Genomic DNA, 17,358 nt, shown 5'->3' with positions numbered 1-17,358 from the left:
CATCTAGCACTCCGTTGATTTGGTAAGATATTGATTAAAAGCGCTACTCCTGTGGAGTGGCGCTTTTTTGTTGGCAGTCGTTAATCTCCGAATACTCAGCTTGGGTGAGCTTTCCTGAGATTTGATGACATGGGTCCGATAGGGTAATCGAGAGGGTGTGTTGCTCGGCTTTAAGCAAGTCGAGTTCTCCAGAAGCCTCGCCATTGAGCGTTTGAACCCTTTGTTCGCCTTGCTCTGCTGCTGACGTACCAATAATGTGCATCGGTTCGAGAGTGAAGCGCCCACGGTCAAAATGCGCATTAAGCTCTGGAATTTCAAACACGTTATCAGTCGATGTTTCAGAAAGCTTGTCATTAAAGGTCATCACACCCTGGCGAACGCTGCCAGTGAGTTGCCCTGTGGTTGAGTAACCGAGCATCAGTGAGTCGCCATATAAACCTGCGGCTTGAAGTTCAAACTCGCCATAGCCGGTTGCATCGAGTGGTAATTCAAGTCGCTGCAGCATAGGCGCAATGGGTAACCCATCGGCAGAAATATCTAAGCTCCATGGCTTGCTGATTTGGTTAAAATCGAGCGTTGCATTGGCTTCAATGTAGCCATTCCTGAGTGGTGCAAACAGACGAGTCAGCGTCCATTTTCCTTGTTCGCTATTCATCTCAACCACAGGCTGTGCGCTGAGAATATTTTGGTAGCTGGCATCATTGGCGCTCGCCATCAGCTTCCCTTGCCACAAGCCCAGTTTTCTATCTTGCAGCAGTTGAACTTGATGCCCCTCGACATGTAATCCAGAGACCTGCCAGTAAGGCGTTTGTGCTAGTTGGATAAGTTGGCTGCGTTCTATATTAAGTCGGTTAATCTCGACGTTCTGGAGCTGTGTGAGCCAAGGCAATAGGCGAGCGGCCGGTAGAGGGCTATCTTGGTTTTCGGTAATCCACTTGATGCCTTGCAGGTCGAGCTGCGCCAATTGAATGCTGCTAGGGGCGACTTCGCCATTGAGCTGAACAGTGCCCTGCAGGAATTGAGTATAGAAATCCTCAATCAGAATCCGGTTTGCTTCTAGGTTGAGCTTGAGGCTTGGCTCGATGAACATGTCATCATCAATGGTCACTCCTTCTGCCTGTAGAGAAAAAATGGCTTTCTGTTGTTTCCAGATTTCAAAAGGCAGTTGGATATTTTCTAATGAGGCATCAAAGCCAGCTAAGTGGCCATCTTGCCACTCTACGTCGCTACGCAGAATATCTAAGCTATTGATGTGATTAATCTTAATGCCTGCAACATCCCACTCTTTGCTTAGTAGGCTTTGGGTCTGTTTCTTATTGAGTCGTAAACCATCAACGGTCACATTCACTAACGACCAATCTTGCTGATACTGCTCTGCTTGTCCGGAAATCTTGGCGCCGCGCCAGTCAAAAGAAGCACCATAAAGGGTGCTGTCATTCGGCTTGAGGTCTAGATCAATCAACAGGTTATCGAAGGCTTCTCCTTGCCAATACAGTTGTGAGGCAGAGAGTTGGGTTTTTCCATAAGGCAGAAGCGAGTTGTCGTCGTTCCATGTTGGGGCAGAGAGCTGCAGGTCGATGTCTCGCGCATTAAACTCTGGCGTCGAGAAATCTAGATTATTGATTGCCAACTGACGCAGCTTGAGGTTTGGTTGGATAAACACTGATGTGAGTGTTGTTAGATTGTCGGCTTCTAACTGTAGTCCGCTGATCAACACAGAGTCTAAAACCAGTTTGGCTTCAAGGAGAGAGTCTGGGCTGAACCAAAAATCGATCTTGTCGATATACAGAGGTTCCTGTTTTTCGGGTTGGCTTTGGGTAATGCCCATTAAGGTGATGTGATAAGGCGCCTGATACTCTAAATCTTCAATGAGCACAGGTTGTTCAATCGTATGTTTGATAAAAAAGTTAGCCACATCCACACGGTATTGGGTCTGCAGGCTTAATAGCAACGCTGCGATAGCTGCAACGGCGATAGCCAATACAATGCCGAACACCATGAATACCTTTTTCATTCCTTGAAAGCCTTAAATTTCAATAGTCTCAAAACAGAGTGGAACAAAAAGGGGCAAGCAGCAACAAAAAAGCCCCTCAAAAGAGGGGCTTGCTACAAAAATATCACTTTAAATTGGGCGTTCGCTTTTGGCTAAGCCCGAGCAGATGATTGGGTTAGTCCAGTTGAGGGCCAGCCGCAACCAGTGATTTACCTTCAGCGTTGTCTGTGTACTTATCAAAGTTGTTGATGAAGCGTTCTGCTAGATCTTTCGCTTTGCTTTCCCATTGTAGTGGGTCAGTGTACGTGTCGCGTGGGTCTAGGATCGCTGGGTCAACATCATGCAGCGCTAGTGGTACTTCTAGGTTGAACATAGGGATAACCTTAGTGTCAGCCTTGTCGATAGAACCATCTAGGATAGCGTCGATGATGCCACGCGTATCTTGGATAGAGATACGTTTGCCAGTACCGTTCCAACCTGTGTTTACTAGGTAAGCTTCAGCGCCAGCTGCTTCCATGCGTTTCACAAGTACTTCAGCGTACTGAGTTGGATGAAGCGTTAGGAACGCCGCGCCAAATGCTGCAGAGAAGGTAGGAGTCGGCTCTGTGATACCGCGCTCTGTACCTGCTAGTTTCGCTGTAAAACCAGATAGGAAGTGGTACTTGGTTTGCTCTGGAGTCAGTTTAGAAACTGGTGGTAGTACACCAAATGCATCAGCAGTCAGGAAGATAACCTTTTGAGCGTGACCTGCTTTTGATACTGGCTTAACGATGTTGTCGATGTGGTGAATCGGGTAAGAAACACGAGTGTTTTCTGTTTTAGAACCGTCATCAAAATCGATAGAACCATCGCCACGAACCGTTACGTTTTCTAGCAGTGCATCACGGCGGATAGCATTGTAGATTTCTGGTTCTGCTTCTTTAGATAGACGGATAGTCTTCGCGTAACAACCGCCTTCAAAGTTGAAGATACCGTCGTCGTCCCAGCCGTGCTCATCATCACCGATTAGCTCACGTTTAGGATCGGTTGAAAGCGTAGTTTTACCTGTACCAGATAGACCGAAGAAGATGGCTACATCGCCTTTCTCGCCGACGTTTGCACTACAGTGCATTGAAGCAATGCCTTGCAGAGGAAGCAGGTAGTTCATCATTGCGAACATGCCTTTCTTCATCTCACCGCCGTACCAAGTACCACCGATGATTTGAACGCGCTCTGTTAGGTTGAAAGCAACGAAGTTTTCAGAGTTTAGACCCTGCTTTTCCCAGTTAGGGTTAGTTGTTTTAGCACCGTTCATTACCACGAAATCAGGTTCGAACGTTGCTAGCTCTTCGTCAGTTGGACGAATGAACATGTTCTTAACGAAGTGCGCTTGCCACGCTACTTCAGTGATAATACGCACGCTTAAGCGCGTATCAGGGTTAGCACCACAATAACCGTCGATGACAAACAGGCGCTTGCCAGATAGCTGAGTTGTCACAAGCTCTTTCAGCTCATTCCATACTTCAGTTGTAATCGGTTTGTTGTCATTTTTGCCTTGATCTGACCACCACATGGTATCGCGGGTCGTGTCATCTTTAACAATGTACTTATCTTTTGGTGAGCGGCCAGTAAAGATACCAGTGTCTACCGCAACAGAGCCTAGTTCCGTTACTACGCCTTTTTCGTAGCCTTCCAAACCTGGCAGTGTTTCTTCAACGAATAACTGCTCGTAGCTAGGATTACGAAGAACTTCAGTAACGCCAGTCAGTCCGTGCTTAGTTAGATCAATTTGTGCAGCCTTTGTATGTTCCATAACGGTCATAGGTGCTCCTTGTAGGATATTTTGTAGGGATTTTGTATTAATTTTTTATTGTTATCTGCTCACCATGCTAGCAACGAGACTCGGGGGAAACAGGGATATAGCTCAAAAAATATCCATATTAGCCATGGGGTTTTAAGCGTCTCGTCACATATTGGCCCAACTAGTCTATCCTGTACGCAAACCTTTGCGCTAGGGGCGAGAACATTATTAATTGATTAAAATTAAGCGGTGATTTTATTACGAGATGTTACGGAGTTTGCGCTATTTTGATCACAAAAAAGGCCAGCTGAGGGCTGACCTTTTTGGGGTAAATTACGTGTTTTTGGTACGCCGTAAATTAATGAACCGTATTGCTGCCTTTATCTGCTGCTTCTGCGTACAGTGCATCAACATCATTCTTGTCGAACGAGTAGTTTGTGCCACAGTAATCGCAGTGTAGACCAACGCTTCCTTCGGTGCTTAGGATGTCGTAGATCTCTTCTTGAGCAACAGTAATGATTGCTGCTGCACTTCGATCGCGTGAACAGCCACAGAAGAACTCAACCGGTTGTGGTGTGAATAGCTGTACTTTCTCTTGGTTGTACAAACGGTAAAGCAGTTCGTTCGCTTCTAGAGTGAATAGCTCTTCGTTTTTCACGGTGTCTGTTAGTTGCTCTAGGTGCTCGAAGTCGTCTGGAGTACCGGTGCCGTCGGGCATTACTTGTAGCAACATACCTGCAGCGTGTGCTTTGCCTTCATGCTCGCCAGTGCGCAGCCATAGACGAGTCTTAAGCTGTTCAGAGTTAGCGAAGTAGCCTTCAAGCACTTGTGCAAGCGTGTCACCTTCAAGACCAACGATACCTTGGTAACGCTCACCTTTCTTAGGATCGATAGTGATCACTAGATGACCTTTACCCATTAGGGCGTGTAGACCTGCGTCGTCTGCGATATCGCCTTCAAAGCGAGCAACACCACGGATCTTCTGATCGTGATCGCCATTGATAACTGCTAGAGATACTGGGCCGTCACCTTGCAGCTGCATCGTGATAGAACCTTCAAACTTTAGGGTCGCCGTTAGTAGCGTCGTTGAAACCAGTAGCTCACCCAACAGCTTTTGTACTGGAGCTGGGTATTCCTTGCTAGAAATAATCTGTTGGTACGCTTCGTCCATCTGTACCAATTCACCACGTACTGATAGGTCTTCAAATAGGTAGCGATTTAAAACATTACTTGTAGACATTGGGTCTGCCATTTGGCTATTCCTTCTAGCTTATTGAGTCTTGAACTTGATGATGTCACGACGTTGCTTTTTATCTGGGCGACGTTCTGGTGCTGGGCTATGAGCATTTAGCTTGCGCTGTTGTGCAAACTCTTCTCTTTTTGCCAAGCTTTCGGTGGTTTCTTCATAGAGGGTTTGAGCGATCGGAGCTCCACCACGATGGGCTGAGATTTTCTCGATCGTTACCGTCTTTTCTTCATTACCTTGGCGCAGTGTAATCACAGCCCCAAGTTCGACAATTTTACTTGGCTTGCTGCGCTGACCATTATAGTGGACTTTGCCACCATCGACCATGTTGCGAGCAATAGACCGGGTTTTGTAAAAACGAGCTGCCCACAACCATTTATCGAGTCTGACAGCTTCATTAGCAGTTTTCATATAGGGCTGTGCCTTATTAAGTGAGAAATGAATGCGGTTTAACTGTAACGAACAGTGCGCAACATGTTTTTGATGACGCTTATCACATTTAGTAGAAGCTTATGTGGAGGCGATTGGCTTTTTTTTCAAGGAAGATTACAAAATAGCTCAGGTAATGCCGATTTATAGATTTGCTATGATATAGTTCAGGATCTTATTGCTTAAATAAGCTTGGTATCGAACGAATGAATAAAAAAGCTGAAAGTTTAATGATTTGCAGCGTTTGTCGTCATGAAAAGGGACTAGGAAAGTGAACTTTTTAGAGCTCAAAAATCGCGTAGGGAATTCTCCTATGTTGAGCCGCTTATTAGAGAATGGATTTGTACTTCAGCAGAAACTAAGCTTAGCGACCTGTTGTGTATTGATTGCAGCTTCCGCATGGATCTTAGGGCAGCTTGCATGGTTTATCGAACCTGCTGAGCAAACTATCGCGCCTTGGACAGCAACGGCTTCATCGTCTTCAGCACCTCAATCGACTCTTGATATCTCTTCTTTGCAGCAGAGCAACATGTTTGGTGCTTATAACCCAACCACGCCTGCTGTGGTTGAGCAGCAAGTTATCCAAGATGCGCCAAAGACGCGACTGAACCTCGTTTTAGTGGGTGCAGTAGCCAGTTCTAATCCAAAGCTGAGCTTGGCGGTGATTGCCAATCGCGGCACACAAGCGACCTACGGCATTAATGAAGAGATCGAAGGTACGCGAGCTAAGTTAAAAGCGGTATTAGTCGATCGTGTGATTATTGATAACTCAGGTCGAGACGAAACCCTGATGCTTGAAGGTATTGAGTACAAGCGTTTGTCTGTATCAGCACCTGCGCCACCTCGTACCTCTTCTTCTGTGCGTGGCAACAACCCAGCTTCTGCAGAAGAGAAGCTAGATGAAATTAAAGCGAAGATAATGAAAGACCCTCAACAAATCTTCCAATATGTTCGACTGTCTCAGGTGAAACGCGACGATAAAGTGATTGGTTATCGTGTGAGCCCTGGCAAAGATTCAGAACTTTTTAACTCTGTTGGGCTCCAAAACGGAGATATTGCCACTCAGTTAAATGGACAAGACCTGACAGACCCTGCCGCTATGGGCAACATATTCCGTTCTATCTCAGAGCTGACAGAGCTAAACCTCGTCGTCGAGAGAGATGGTCAACAACATGAAGTGTTTATTGAATTTTAAAACTTTGCGTCTAACGAAGGACGAAAGTGTAGGAGAAGTACGTGAAGCATTGGTTTAAGAAAAGTGCATGGTTATTGGCAGGAAGCTTAATCTGCACACCCGCAGCCATCGCGAGTGATTTTAGTGCCAGCTTTAAAGGCACTGATATTCAAGAGTTTATTAATATTGTTGGTCGTAACCTAGAGAAGACGATCATCGTTGACCCTTCGGTGCGCGGAAAAATCGATGTACGCAGCTACGACGTACTCAATGAAGAGCAATATTACAGCTTCTTCCTAAACGTATTGGAAGTGTATGGCTACGCGGTTGTCGAAATGGACTCGGGTGTTCTTAAGATCATCAAGGCCAAGGATTCGAAAACATCGGCAATTCCAGTCGTTGGAGACAGTGATACGATCAAAGGCGACAACGTGGTGACACGTGTTGTGACGGTTCGTAATGTCTCGGTGCGTGAACTTTCTCCTCTGCTTCGTCAACTAAACGACAATGCAGGCGCGGGTAACGTTGTGCACTACGACCCAGCCAACATCATCCTTATTACAGGCCGAGCGGCGGTAGTAAACCGTTTAGCTGAAATCATCAAGCGTGTTGACCAAGCGGGTGATAAAGAGATTGAAGTCGTTGAGCTAAAGAATGCTTCTGCGGCAGAAATGGTACGTATCGTTGATGCACTAAGCAAAACCACAGATGCCCAAAACACACCAGCCTTCCTACAACCTAAATTAGTTGCCGATGAACGTACCAATGCGATCCTTATCTCAGGTGACCCTAAGGTACGTAGCCGTTTAAGAAGGCTGATTGAACAGCTTGATGTTGAAATGGCAACCAAGGGCAATAACCAAGTTATTTACCTTAAATACGCAAAAGCAGAAGATTTAGTTGATGTGCTGAAAGGCGTGTCGGATAACCTGCAATCAGAGAAGCAAACTTCAACTAAAGGCAGTTCATCGCAGCGCAATCAAGTGATGATCTCCGCTCACAGTGACACCAACTCTTTAGTGATTACCGCACAGCCGGACATCATGAATGCGCTACAAGATGTGATCGCACAGTTGGATATTCGTCGTGCTCAAGTATTGATTGAAGCCCTAATTGTCGAGATGGCAGAAGGTGACGGTATTAACCTTGGTGTGCAATGGGGTAACCTTGATACTGGTGCTGTGATTCAGTATGGCAACACTGGTGCGTCAATCGGTGGCGTAATGGTTGGTTTAGAAGAAGCGAAAGACACTGAAACGACCACCGCGGTTTATGACTCTGATGGTAATTTCCAGCGTAATGAGACGACCACCGAAAAGGGTGACTACTCAACGTTAGCTTCTGCTCTTTCTGGCGTTAATGGCGCCGCAATGAGTGTCGTCATGGGTGACTGGACCGCCTTGATCAGTGCAGTAGCGACCGATTCAAATTCAAATATCCTATCTTCTCCAAGTATTACCGTGATGGATAACGGTGAGGCTTCATTCATTGTGGGTGAAGAGGTGCCTGTTTTAACTGGCTCGACCGCAGGTTCAAGCAACGACAACCCATTCCAAACGGTTGAACGTAAAGAAGTGGGTATCAAGCTTAAAGTGGTGCCACAAATCAACGAGGGTGATTCGGTTCAACTGCAAATAGAACAAGAAGTCTCTAACGTATTGGGCGCCAATGGTGCAGTTGATGTTCGTTTTGCTAAGCGTCAACTGAACACGTCTGTGATTGTTCAAGACGGTCAAATGCTGGTGCTTGGTGGCTTGATTGACGAGCGAGCACTGGAAAGTGAATCTAAGGTACCGTTCTTGGGTGATATCCCTTTTCTAGGCCACCTGTTCAAATCCACCAGTACTCAGGTTGAGAAAAAGAATTTAATGGTATTCATCAAGCCAACCATCATTCGTGATGGTATGACAGCCGATGGTATCACTCAGCGTAAATACAATTTCATTCGTGCGGAGCAACTGTATAAGGCTGAGCAAGGGCTGAAATTATTGGCCGACGATAATATCCCAGTATTGCCTAAATTTGGTGCGGAGATGAATCACCCGGCTGAAATTCAAGCCTTCATCGATCAAATGGAACAAGAATAATGGCTGAATTGGTAGGGGCGGCACGTACTTATCAGCGCTTGCCGTTTAGCTTTGCGAATCGCTACAAGATGGTGTTGGAATACCAACATCCAGAGCGCGCACCGATACTTTATTATGTTGAGCCACTGAAATCGGCGGCGATCATTGAAGTGAGTCGTGTTGTGAAAAATGGTTTCACGCCACAAGCGATTACTCTCGATGAGTTTGATAAAAAACTGACCGATGCTTATCAGCGTGACTCGTCAGAAGCTCGTCAGCTCATGGAAGACATTGGTGCTGATAGTGATGACTTCTTCTCACTAGCGGAAGAACTGCCTCAAGACGAAGACTTACTTGAATCAGAAGATGATGCACCAATCATCAAGTTAATCAATGCGATGCTGGGTGAGGCGATCAAAGAGGGTGCTTCGGATATACACATCGAAACCTTTGAAAAGTCACTTTGTATCCGTTTCCGAGTTGATGGTGTGCTGCGTGATGTTCTAGCGCCAAGCCGTAAACTGGCTCCGTTATTGGTTTCGCGTGTCAAGGTTATGGCTAAATTGGACATTGCGGAAAAACGCGTGCCACAAGATGGCCGTATCTCTCTGCGTATTGGTGGCCGAGCGGTTGATGTTCGTGTTTCAACCATGCCTTCTTCGCATGGTGAGCGTGTGGTAATGCGTCTGTTGGACAAAAACGCCACTCGTCTAGACTTGCACAGTTTAGGTATGACAGCAGAAAACCATGAAAACTTCCGTAAGCTGATTCAGCGCCCACACGGCATTATCTTGGTGACCGGCCCGACAGGTTCAGGTAAATCGACGACCCTGTACGCAGGCCTGCAAGAACTCAACAGCAATGAACGAAACATTTTAACCGTTGAAGACCCGATCGAATTCGATATCGATGGCATTGGTCAAACACAAGTGAACCCTAAGGTTGATATGACCTTTGCGCGTGGTTTACGTGCCATTCTTCGTCAAGATCCTGATGTGGTCATGATTGGTGAGATCCGTGATTTGGAAACCGCAGAGATCGCTGTCCAAGCCTCTTTGACAGGTCACTTAGTTATGTCGACTCTGCATACCAATACTGCCGTTGGTGCGATTACACGTCTGCGTGATATGGGCATTGAACCTTTCTTGATCTCTTCTTCACTGCTGGGTGTTTTGGCTCAGCGCCTGGTTCGTACTTTATGTAACGAATGTAAAGAACCTTATGAAGCCGATAAAGAGCAGAAGAAACTGTTTGGGTTGAAGAAGAAAGAAAGCCTGACGCTTTACCATGCCAAAGGTTGTGAAGAGTGTGGCCATAAGGGTTATCGAGGTCGTACTGGTATTCATGAGCTGCTGATGATTGATGACTCAGTACAAGAGCTGATTCACAGTGAAGCGGGTGAGCAGGCGATTGATAAAGCAATTCGTGGCACAACACCAAGTATTCGAGATGATGGCTTGAGCAAAGTTCTGAAAGGGGTAACGTCCCTAGAAGAAGTGATGCGAGTGACCAAGGAAGTCTAGTATGGCGGCATTTGAATACAAAGCACTGGATGCCAAAGGCAAAAGTAAAAAAGGCTCAATTGAAGCAGATAATGCTCGTCAGGCTCGCCAAAGAATCAAAGAGCTTGGCTTGATGCCGGTTGAGATGACCGAGGCTAAAGCAAAAACAGCAAAAGGTGCTCAGCCATCGACCAGCTTTAAACGCGGCATCAGTACACCTGATCTTGCGCTTATTACTCGTCAAATATCCACGCTCGTTCAATCTGGTATGCCGCTAGAAGAGTGTTTGAAGGCGGTAGCCGAGCAATCTGAAAAGCCACGTATTCGAACGATGTTGTTGGCAGTTCGCTCTAAGGTGACGGAAGGTTATTCGTTAGCAGACAGCTTGTCTGATTATCCCCATATCTTCGATGAGCTATTCAGAGCCATGGTTGCTGCTGGTGAGAAGTCAGGACACCTCGATGCGGTATTGGAACGATTGGCTGACTACGCAGAAAACCGTCAGAAGATGCGTTCTAAGTTGCTGCAAGCGATGATCTACCCAATCGTGCTGGTGGTGTTTGCGGTGACGATTGTGTCGTTCCTACTGGCAACGGTAGTGCCTAAGATCGTTGAGCCTATTATCCAAATGGGACAAGAGCTCCCTCAGTCGACACAATTTTTATTAGCATCGAGTGAATTTATCCAGAATTGGGGCATCCAATTACTGGTGTTGACCATTGGTGTGATTGTGTTGGTTAAGACTGCGCTGAAAAAGCCGGGCGTTCGCATGAGTTGGGATCGCAAGCTATTAAGCATTCCACTGATCGGCAAGATCGCGAAAGGAATTAATACCTCTCGTTTTGCACGAACACTTTCTATCTGTACCTCGAGTGCGATTCCTATCCTTGAGGGGATGAAGGTTGCGGTTGATGTAATGTCGAATCACCATGTGAAGCAACAAGTACTGCAGGCATCAGATAGCGTTAGAGAAGGGGCAAGCCTGCGTAAAGCGCTTGATCAAACCAAACTCTTTCCCCCGATGATGCTGCATATGATCGCCAGTGGTGAGCAGAGTGGCCAATTGGAACAGATGCTGACAAGAGCGGCAGATAACCAGGATCAAAGCTTTGAATCGACGGTCAATATCGCGTTAGGCATTTTTACCCCAGCGCTTATTGCGTTGATGGCTGGCTTAGTGCTGTTTATCGTGATGGCGACGCTGATGCCAATGCTTGAAATGAACAATTTAATGAGTGGTTAACCTGCTGCTCATCAGACGTTAGTTTTTGGATTAACGAGAAGAAGGACATTATTACCTTCAACTCGCTGTCTGTAATTTGGAGAAAATAATGAAAAACAGAATGAAGAAACAATCAGGCTTTACTCTACTCGAGGTGATGGTTGTTGTGGTTATCCTTGGCGTATTGGCGAGCTTTGTTGTACCTAACCTATTGGGTAATAAAGAGAAGGCAGACCAACAAAAAGCCATCACTGATATCGTGGCGTTAGAGAACGCGCTAGATATGTACAAACTGGATAACAGCGTTTACCCAACAACGGATCAAGGTCTTGATGCATTGGTTTCTAAGCCAAGCAGCCCAGAGCCTCGTAACTACCGCGACGGTGGCTACATCAAGCGTCTGCCAAACGACCCATGGGGTAACGAGTACCAATACCTAAGCCCTGGTGATAACGGCACTATTGATATTTTCACTCTTGGTGCTGATGGCCAAGAAGGTGGTGAAGGTATTGCTGCGGATATCGGCAACTGGAACATGCAGGATTTCCAATAAGCATCAGCTTATTGTTTGATTCGTTATTGTTGCTTGATACGTTATTGATGGTAGGACGTAAACAGATGGAGTCTAAAGGTGAAAACTAAGCAAACACAGCCAGGTTTCACCTTAATTGAGATTCTTTTGGTGTTGGTATTACTGTCAGTAACGGCGGTCGCGGTGATCGCGACCATTCCTACCAATAGCAAAGATGTTGCTAAAAAATACGCTCAAAGCTTTTATCAGCGAGTTCAATTACTCAATGAAGAGGCTATTTTGAGTGGTTTGGATTTTGGCGTTCGTGTTGATGAAAAGAAATCGACCTATGTACTGATGGCGCTTAAGTCCGAAGGCTGGCAAGAAGTCGATTTTGAAAAAATCCCCTCTTTAACTGAACTACCGGAAGAACTCGCCTTGTCACTGACTCTAGGTGGTGGCGCATGGGAAGACGATGATCGGTTGTTCAACCCAGGAAGCTTGTTTGATGAAGATATGTTTGCTGATCTTGAAGAGGAAAAGAAGCCGAAACCACCACAGATCTACATCTTGTCGAGTGCTGAAATGACGCCATTTGTATTGTCGTTTTATCCAAATACCGGAGACACCATACAAGATGGTTGGCGTATTCGAGTATTGGACAATGGTGTGATTCGACTGCTAGAACCGGGAGAAGAAGATGAAGAGGAATAATCGTTCTCCTTATCGTTTTCGTGGTATGCCCCTTGGTTCTCGAGGAATGACGCTGCTTGAGGTATTAGTTGCGCTCGCTATCTTTGCGACCGCGGCGATCAGCGTGATTCGTGCTGTTACTCAGCACATCAATACCCTCAGTTATCTAGAAGAAAAAACCTTCGCGGCGATGGTCGTTGATAATCAAATGGCTTTGGTGATGCTGCATCCTGAGAAGCTAAAAAAAGCGCAGGGCACACAAGAGCTGGCCGAGAGAGAGTGGTTTTGGAAGGTCACGCCAATCGATACTAGCGATGATTTATTAAAGGCGTTTGATGTGAGTGTGGCAACCAGTAAACAAGCTTCTCCAGTGGTCACGGTGCGCAGCTATGTGGTCAACTAAGAGCATGCCCGCCAATAAGCGTGTGCCTCGTCAACAAGGACTATCTTCGAAAGGGAGAGGCTTTACCTTAATTGAGGTTTTGGTCTCGATCGCTATCTTTGCCACGTTAAGCATGGCGGCTTATCAGGTAGTCAATCAGGTTCAGCGCAGCAACGAGCTTTCAATCGAGCGCAGTGCTCGTTTAAATCAACTGCAACGTAGCTTAGTCATTTTAGATAATGATTTTCGCCAGATGGCGGTACGACAATTTCGTACCAACGGTGAAGAAGCATCATCTAAGCTGATCTTAATTAAAGAGTATTTACTGGATTCCGACAGCGTTGGCATCATGTTTACTCGCCTTGGCTGGCATAACCCACAGCAGCAGTTTCCTCGCGGAGAAGTCACCAAAGTGGGTTACCGCATTAAAGAAGAAACGCTTGAGCGTGTGTGGTGGCGCTACCCCGATACTCCTGCAGGACAAGAAGGTGTGATTACGCCTTTGCTTGATGATGTTGAAAGCTTGGAATTCGAGTTTTATGACGGAAGCCGCTGGGGGAAAGAGTGGCAAGCCGACAAATCGCTACCGAAAGCGGTAAGGTTAAAGCTAACCTTGAAAGATTATGGTGAGATAGAGCGTATTTATCTCACCCCTGGTGGCACGCTAGATCAGGCCGATGATTCTTCAAACAGTGACTCTTCAAGTAGTAATGAGGGGAATAATGACTCATCGAACTAATAAGTTTGCACTGACAAGGTCTGCCATGGGGCGCAAGCAGCGAGGTGTTGCGCTGATCATTATCCTGATGCTACTGGCGATAATGGCAACCATCGCAGGCAGTATGTCGGAACGCCTGTTTACTCAATTTAAGCGCGTGGGCAATCAACTGAATTACCAACAGGCTTACTGGTACAGCATTGGTGTCGAAGCGCTGGTGCAAGACGGCATTAGGCAAAGCTACAAAGACAGTGATACCGTCAACTTGAGTCAACCATGGGCGTTAGAAGAACAGGTATACCCGTTGGATTATGGTCAAGTTAAAGGCCGTATTGTTGATGCTCAGGCATGTTTTAATCTCAATGCGTTGGCTGGTGTGGCGACGACTTCAAGTAACCAAACACCTTATTTAATTACGGTTTGGCAAACCTTGTTGGAAAACCAAGATGTTGAGCCTTATCAGGCCGAGGTTATTGCACATTCAAGCTGGGAATTTGTTGATAGTGATACCCGAACCACCTCTTCAGCTGGTGTAGAAGACAGTACTTATGAGGCGATGAAGCCATCTTATTTGGCAGCGAATGGCTTAATGGCCGATGAGTCCGAGCTACGCTCGGTTTATCAAGTCACTGGTGAGGTGATGAATAAGGTTCGCCCCTTTGTTTGTGCTCTGCCGAGCGACGATTTCCGTTTGAATGTGAATACTCTTACGGAAAAGCAGGCGCCGTTATTGGAAGCGATGTTTGCCCCCGGCTTAAGTGAATCGGATGCCAAACAGCTGATAGACAAACGCCCATTCGATGGTTGGGATACGGTGGATGCGTTTATGGCTGAGCCTGCTATTGTGGGTGTGAGTGCCGAAGTCAGCAAAAAAGCGAAAGCATATTTAACTGTAGATAGCGCCTATTTTGAGCTAGATGCAGAGGTATTAGTTGAGCAGTCACGTGTACGTATACGGACGCTTTTCTATAGTAGTAATCGAGAAACAGTGACGGTAGTACGCCGTCGTTTTGGAGGAATCAGTGAGCGAGTTTCTGACCGTTCGACTGAGTAGCGAACCACAAAGCCCTGTGCAGTGGTTAGTTTGGTCGACAAGCCAACAAGAAGTGATAGCAAGTGGCGAACTGTCTAGCTGGGAGCAGCTGGATGAGTTAACGCCTTACGCTGAAAAGCGTAGCTGTATCGCTTTATTGCCGGGAAATGAATGCTTAATTAAGCGTGTTGAGATCCCGAAAGGTGCTGCTCGCCAGTTCGATTCTATGCTGCCGTTTTTATTAGAAGACGAAGTCGCACAAGATATCGAAGACTTACACCTGACTATTTTAGAGAAAGACGCAACGCACGCGACAGTGTGTGGTGTGGAACGTGATTGGCTTAAGCAGGCGCTGGATACTTTCCGCGAAGCGAACATTATCTTTCGTAAAGTATTGCCTGATACCTTAGCGTTGCCTTTAGAAGATCAGGGCATCAGTGCGCTGCAGATCGACCAACATTGGTTATTGCGTCAAAGCAACTATCAAGCAGTGTCGATCAATGAGGCGTGGCTAGCGATGTTCTTACAAAGCGATTGGGTTGCCTTAGATGACGAAGAGCAATCACCAACGATTTTTAGCTACACCGCACTGCCAAGTGATGACGTTCAACTGCAAAGTGGCATTGAGTGGCAAGCTAAACCTGCTGAACTGGTGATGTCTTTACTGAGCCAACAAGCCATTACAAGTGGCGTAAACTTACTGACTGGCACCTTTAAAACCAAATCTTCATTCAGTAAGTACTGGCGTGTATGGCAAAAAGTAGCGATCGCAGCTTGTTTGCTGGTGGCGGTGATCGTCACTCAGCAAGCCTTAAAGGTTCAGCAGTACGAAGCACAAGCCGAAGCGTACCGAACGGAGAGTGAACGTATTTTTAGAAGCGTACTTCCGGGCAAGCAACGTATTCCGACGGTCAGCTACCTTAAGCGCCAGATGAACGACGAAGCTAAGAAGTATGGTGGCTCGGGTGATGGTGATTCCTTACTTGGATGGCTAGCGTTACTGCCAGAAACTTTAGGACAAGTGAAAGCCATCGAAGTGAATAGTATTCGCTACGACGGCAACCGCTCAGAGGTGAGATTGGAAGCGAAAAGCTCTGACTTCCAACATTTTGAGACCGCGAGAGTGAAGCTCGAAGAGAAGTTTACCGTCGAACAAGGTCCATTAAACCGTAATGGCGATGCCGTATTTGGCAGCTTTACTCTTAAACCCCATCAATAACCTGCGTAAGGAGATCAGTGATGAGAAATATGATTGAGCCACTCCAAGCGTGGTGGACTTCAATAAGTCAAAGAGAGCAACGACTAGTGATTGGTTGCTCAATTCTATTGGTGGTCGGTGTCGTTTATTGGGGGCTAATCCAGCCACTCAGTCAGCGAGCTGAACTTGCGCAGACCCGCATTCAAAGCGAGAAGCAACTACTGGCTTGGGTAACCAATAAAGCCAATGAAGTGGTTGAACTACGAGGCAGTGGCGGCATTAGTGCCAGTCAACCTCTGAATCAATCTGTGCCTGCTTCTATGCGTCGCTTTAATATCGAGCTGATACGTGTGCAACCACGTGGCGAGATGCTGCAAGTCTGGGTGAAACCTGTGCCTTTTAATCAGTTCTTAGATTGGCTGACATACTTGAAAGAGAAGCAGGGTGTCGAAGTTGAGTTTATGGACATTGATCGCTCCGATAACCCAGGGGTTATTGAGGTCAACCGACTACAGTTTAAACGAGGTTAATGTGAAACGCGGTTTATCTTTGAAGTTAGGTTTACTTTTTGGCGGCATCTTTATTGTCTTTTTCTCGGTTAGTCTGTTGCTGCATCTACCGGCCTCTTTTGTACTCAAACATGCACCGGCTGTGCGTGGCTTGAATATTGAAGGTGTTGAAGGAACGGTTTGGCAGGGCAGCGCCAATAATATCGCCTGGCAGCGTGTTAATTACGGTTCAGTGCAGTGGGACTTCCAGTTTTCTAAGCTATTTCAAGCCAAAGCAGAACTGGCGGTTCGTTTTGGTCGTAACAGCGACATGAACTTGTCAGGTAAAGGGCGTGTCGGGTACAGCATGAGTGGCGCGTATGCAGAGAACTTAGTGGCCTCAATGCCTGCTATGAACGTGATGAAATACGCCCCAGCCATTCCAGTCCCGGTTTCAATTGGTGGAAAGGTTGAGCTGACGATCAAGCATGCGGTTCATGCTCAACCTTGGTGTCAGTCTGGTGAAGGTACTGTGGCTTGGTCTGGTGCTGCAGTCGATTCACCTGTTGGTTCGTTAGACCTTGGTCCTGTGATTGCGGACATAACCTGTGAAGACAGTACAATTGCAGCCAAAGGCGTTCAGAAGAGCACTCAAGTAGACAGTGAGTTCTCAGCGAGTCTAACATCTAACCAGCGCTACACATCTGCAGCGTGGTTTAAACCGGGTGTTGAATTCCCGCCAACGATGCAAAATCAGCTTAAATGGTTGGGTAATCCTGATAGCCAAGGTAAGTACCAGTTTACTTATCAAGGTCGTTTTTAGCTAAACGGCTAAGGGTCACTAAATTACGAGATATAAAAAACGGGCACCTCACTGAGGTGCCCGTTTTGTTTGTTCTGAGAATCTAGAGGATATCTGACAG

General features: G+C 46.5%; 16 protein-coding genes. 12 read left to right on the top strand and 4 right to left on the bottom strand.

The annotated features are described in order from the left end of the window. Window positions 1-43 precede the first annotated feature (43 nt). The 4 genes from AB4154_RS19000 to hslR all read right to left on the bottom strand — a co-directional run bounded on the left by AB4154_RS19000 (window position 44) and on the right by hslR (window position 5,430). Window positions 44-2,014 (bottom strand): AsmA family protein, encoded by a 1,971-nt coding sequence (locus AB4154_RS19000; RefSeq protein ID WP_372123827.1) that lies wholly within the window; start codon window positions 2,012-2,014, stop codon window positions 44-46. Window positions 2,015-2,168: 154 nt separating this feature from the next. After that, window positions 2,169-3,794, bottom strand: coding sequence for a phosphoenolpyruvate carboxykinase (ATP) (pckA, locus tag AB4154_RS18995; RefSeq protein WP_048661293.1), 1,626 nt, complete (start codon window positions 3,792-3,794; stop codon window positions 2,169-2,171). Window positions 3,795-4,131: 337 nt separating this feature from the next. Further along, window positions 4,132-5,025 carry an Hsp33 family molecular chaperone HslO gene (gene hslO / locus AB4154_RS18990; RefSeq protein WP_017063067.1) on the bottom strand — a complete coding sequence of 298 codons (894 nt, stop codon included), beginning with the start codon at window positions 5,023-5,025 and terminating at the stop codon, window positions 4,132-4,134. 18 nt (window positions 5,026-5,043) lie between these two features. Beyond that, a complete protein-coding gene (gene hslR / locus AB4154_RS18985) occupies window positions 5,044-5,430 on the bottom strand; it encodes a ribosome-associated heat shock protein Hsp15 (RefSeq protein ID WP_017062490.1) in 387 nt (128 codons plus the stop codon). A 331-nt stretch (window positions 5,431-5,761) separates the two neighbouring features. Here hslR and gspC point away from each other — a divergent pair, with 331 nt between their 5' ends. From gspC to AB4154_RS18925, 12 genes are all read left to right on the top strand, one after another. Next, window positions 5,762-6,643 carry a type II secretion system protein GspC gene (gene gspC / locus AB4154_RS18980; protein WP_372123825.1) on the top strand — a complete coding sequence of 294 codons (882 nt, stop codon included), beginning with the start codon at window positions 5,762-5,764 and terminating at the stop codon, window positions 6,641-6,643. A gap of 41 nt (window positions 6,644-6,684) precedes the next feature. Beyond that, on the top strand, window positions 6,685-8,709 hold the full coding sequence (gspD, locus tag AB4154_RS18975; RefSeq protein WP_372123823.1) for a type II secretion system secretin GspD: 2,025 nt from the start codon (window positions 6,685-6,687) through the stop codon (window positions 8,707-8,709). Next, on the top strand, window positions 8,709-10,211 hold the full coding sequence (gspE, locus tag AB4154_RS18970; protein ID WP_004735599.1) for a type II secretion system ATPase GspE: 1,503 nt from the start codon (window positions 8,709-8,711) through the stop codon (window positions 10,209-10,211). Before gspD ends, gspE begins: the two co-directional genes overlap by 1 nt. Window position 10,212: 1 nt before the next feature. Continuing rightward, window positions 10,213-11,433: a type II secretion system inner membrane protein GspF gene (gspF, locus tag AB4154_RS18965; protein ID WP_004735600.1), complete on the top strand. Its 1,221-nt coding sequence runs from the start codon at window positions 10,213-10,215 to the stop codon at window positions 11,431-11,433. Window positions 11,434-11,521: 88 nt separating this feature from the next. Then, window positions 11,522-11,965 carry a type II secretion system major pseudopilin GspG gene (gene gspG, locus AB4154_RS18960; RefSeq protein ID WP_017062485.1) on the top strand — a complete coding sequence of 148 codons (444 nt, stop codon included), beginning with the start codon at window positions 11,522-11,524 and terminating at the stop codon, window positions 11,963-11,965. Between the two features lie 78 nt (window positions 11,966-12,043). Then, the gene (gene gspH, locus AB4154_RS18955; protein ID WP_017062484.1) at window positions 12,044-12,637 is read left to right on the top strand and encodes a type II secretion system minor pseudopilin GspH; all 594 of its coding nucleotides are present in this window, start codon (window positions 12,044-12,046) and stop codon (window positions 12,635-12,637) included. Continuing rightward, entirely contained in the window at window positions 12,624-13,019 is a 396-nt protein-coding gene (gspI, locus tag AB4154_RS18950; RefSeq protein WP_372123821.1) for a type II secretion system minor pseudopilin GspI, read from the top strand. Before gspH ends, gspI begins: the two co-directional genes overlap by 14 nt. Continuing rightward, complete coding sequence (gene gspJ / locus AB4154_RS18945) at window positions 13,006-13,737, top strand: type II secretion system minor pseudopilin GspJ (protein WP_372123819.1); 732 nt, start codon at window positions 13,006-13,008, stop codon at window positions 13,735-13,737. Before gspI ends, gspJ begins: the two co-directional genes overlap by 14 nt. Then, entirely contained in the window at window positions 13,721-14,770 is a 1,050-nt protein-coding gene (gene gspK, locus AB4154_RS18940; RefSeq protein ID WP_017062481.1) for a type II secretion system minor pseudopilin GspK, read from the top strand. The genes gspJ and gspK overlap by 17 nt, the downstream gene beginning before the upstream one ends. After that, window positions 14,739-15,968: a type II secretion system protein GspL gene (gene gspL / locus AB4154_RS18935; protein WP_372123818.1), complete on the top strand. Its 1,230-nt coding sequence runs from the start codon at window positions 14,739-14,741 to the stop codon at window positions 15,966-15,968. Before gspK ends, gspL begins: the two co-directional genes overlap by 32 nt. A gap of 20 nt (window positions 15,969-15,988) precedes the next feature. Continuing rightward, on the top strand, window positions 15,989-16,477 hold the full coding sequence (locus AB4154_RS18930; RefSeq protein WP_017062479.1) for a type II secretion system protein M: 489 nt from the start codon (window positions 15,989-15,991) through the stop codon (window positions 16,475-16,477). 1 nt (window position 16,478) lies between these two features. After that, window positions 16,479-17,258 (top strand): type II secretion system protein N, encoded by a 780-nt coding sequence (locus AB4154_RS18925; protein ID WP_017063075.1) that lies wholly within the window; start codon window positions 16,479-16,481, stop codon window positions 17,256-17,258. Window positions 17,259-17,358 lie beyond the last annotated feature (100 nt).

Source organism: Vibrio sp. 10N.286.51.B11, assembly GCF_041469245.1.
Classification (GTDB): domain Bacteria; phylum Pseudomonadota; class Gammaproteobacteria; order Enterobacterales; family Vibrionaceae; genus Vibrio; species Vibrio crassostreae_C.
Note: the sequence above shows the minus strand (reverse complement) of the source record. Positions and strands in the feature narration are given on the sequence as shown.

Coding starts and splice junctions, on each gene's coding strand:
- AB4154_RS19000 (WP_372123827.1), bottom strand. CDS start 2,014: ATGAAAAAGGTATTCATGGTGTTCGGCATTGTATTGGCTATCGCCGTT.
- pckA (WP_048661293.1), bottom strand. CDS start 3,794: ATGACCGTTATGGAACATACAAAGGCTGCACAAATTGATCTAACTAAG.
- hslO (WP_017063067.1), bottom strand. CDS start 5,025: ATGGCAGACCCAATGTCTACAAGTAATGTTTTAAATCGCTACCTATTT.
- hslR (WP_017062490.1), bottom strand. CDS start 5,430: ATGAAAACTGCTAATGAAGCTGTCAGACTCGATAAATGGTTGTGGGCA.
- gspC (WP_372123825.1), top strand. CDS start 5,762: ATGTTGAGCCGCTTATTAGAGAATGGATTTGTACTTCAGCAGAAACTA.
- gspE (WP_004735599.1), top strand. CDS start 8,709: ATGGCTGAATTGGTAGGGGCGGCACGTACTTATCAGCGCTTGCCGTTT.
- gspF (WP_004735600.1), top strand. CDS start 10,213: ATGGCGGCATTTGAATACAAAGCACTGGATGCCAAAGGCAAAAGTAAA.
- gspG (WP_017062485.1), top strand. CDS start 11,522: ATGAAAAACAGAATGAAGAAACAATCAGGCTTTACTCTACTCGAGGTG.
- gspI (WP_372123821.1), top strand. CDS start 12,624: ATGAAGAGGAATAATCGTTCTCCTTATCGTTTTCGTGGTATGCCCCTT.
- gspJ (WP_372123819.1), top strand. CDS start 13,006: ATGTGGTCAACTAAGAGCATGCCCGCCAATAAGCGTGTGCCTCGTCAA.
- gspK (WP_017062481.1), top strand. CDS start 13,721: ATGACTCATCGAACTAATAAGTTTGCACTGACAAGGTCTGCCATGGGG.
- AB4154_RS18930 (WP_017062479.1), top strand. CDS start 15,989: ATGAGAAATATGATTGAGCCACTCCAAGCGTGGTGGACTTCAATAAGT.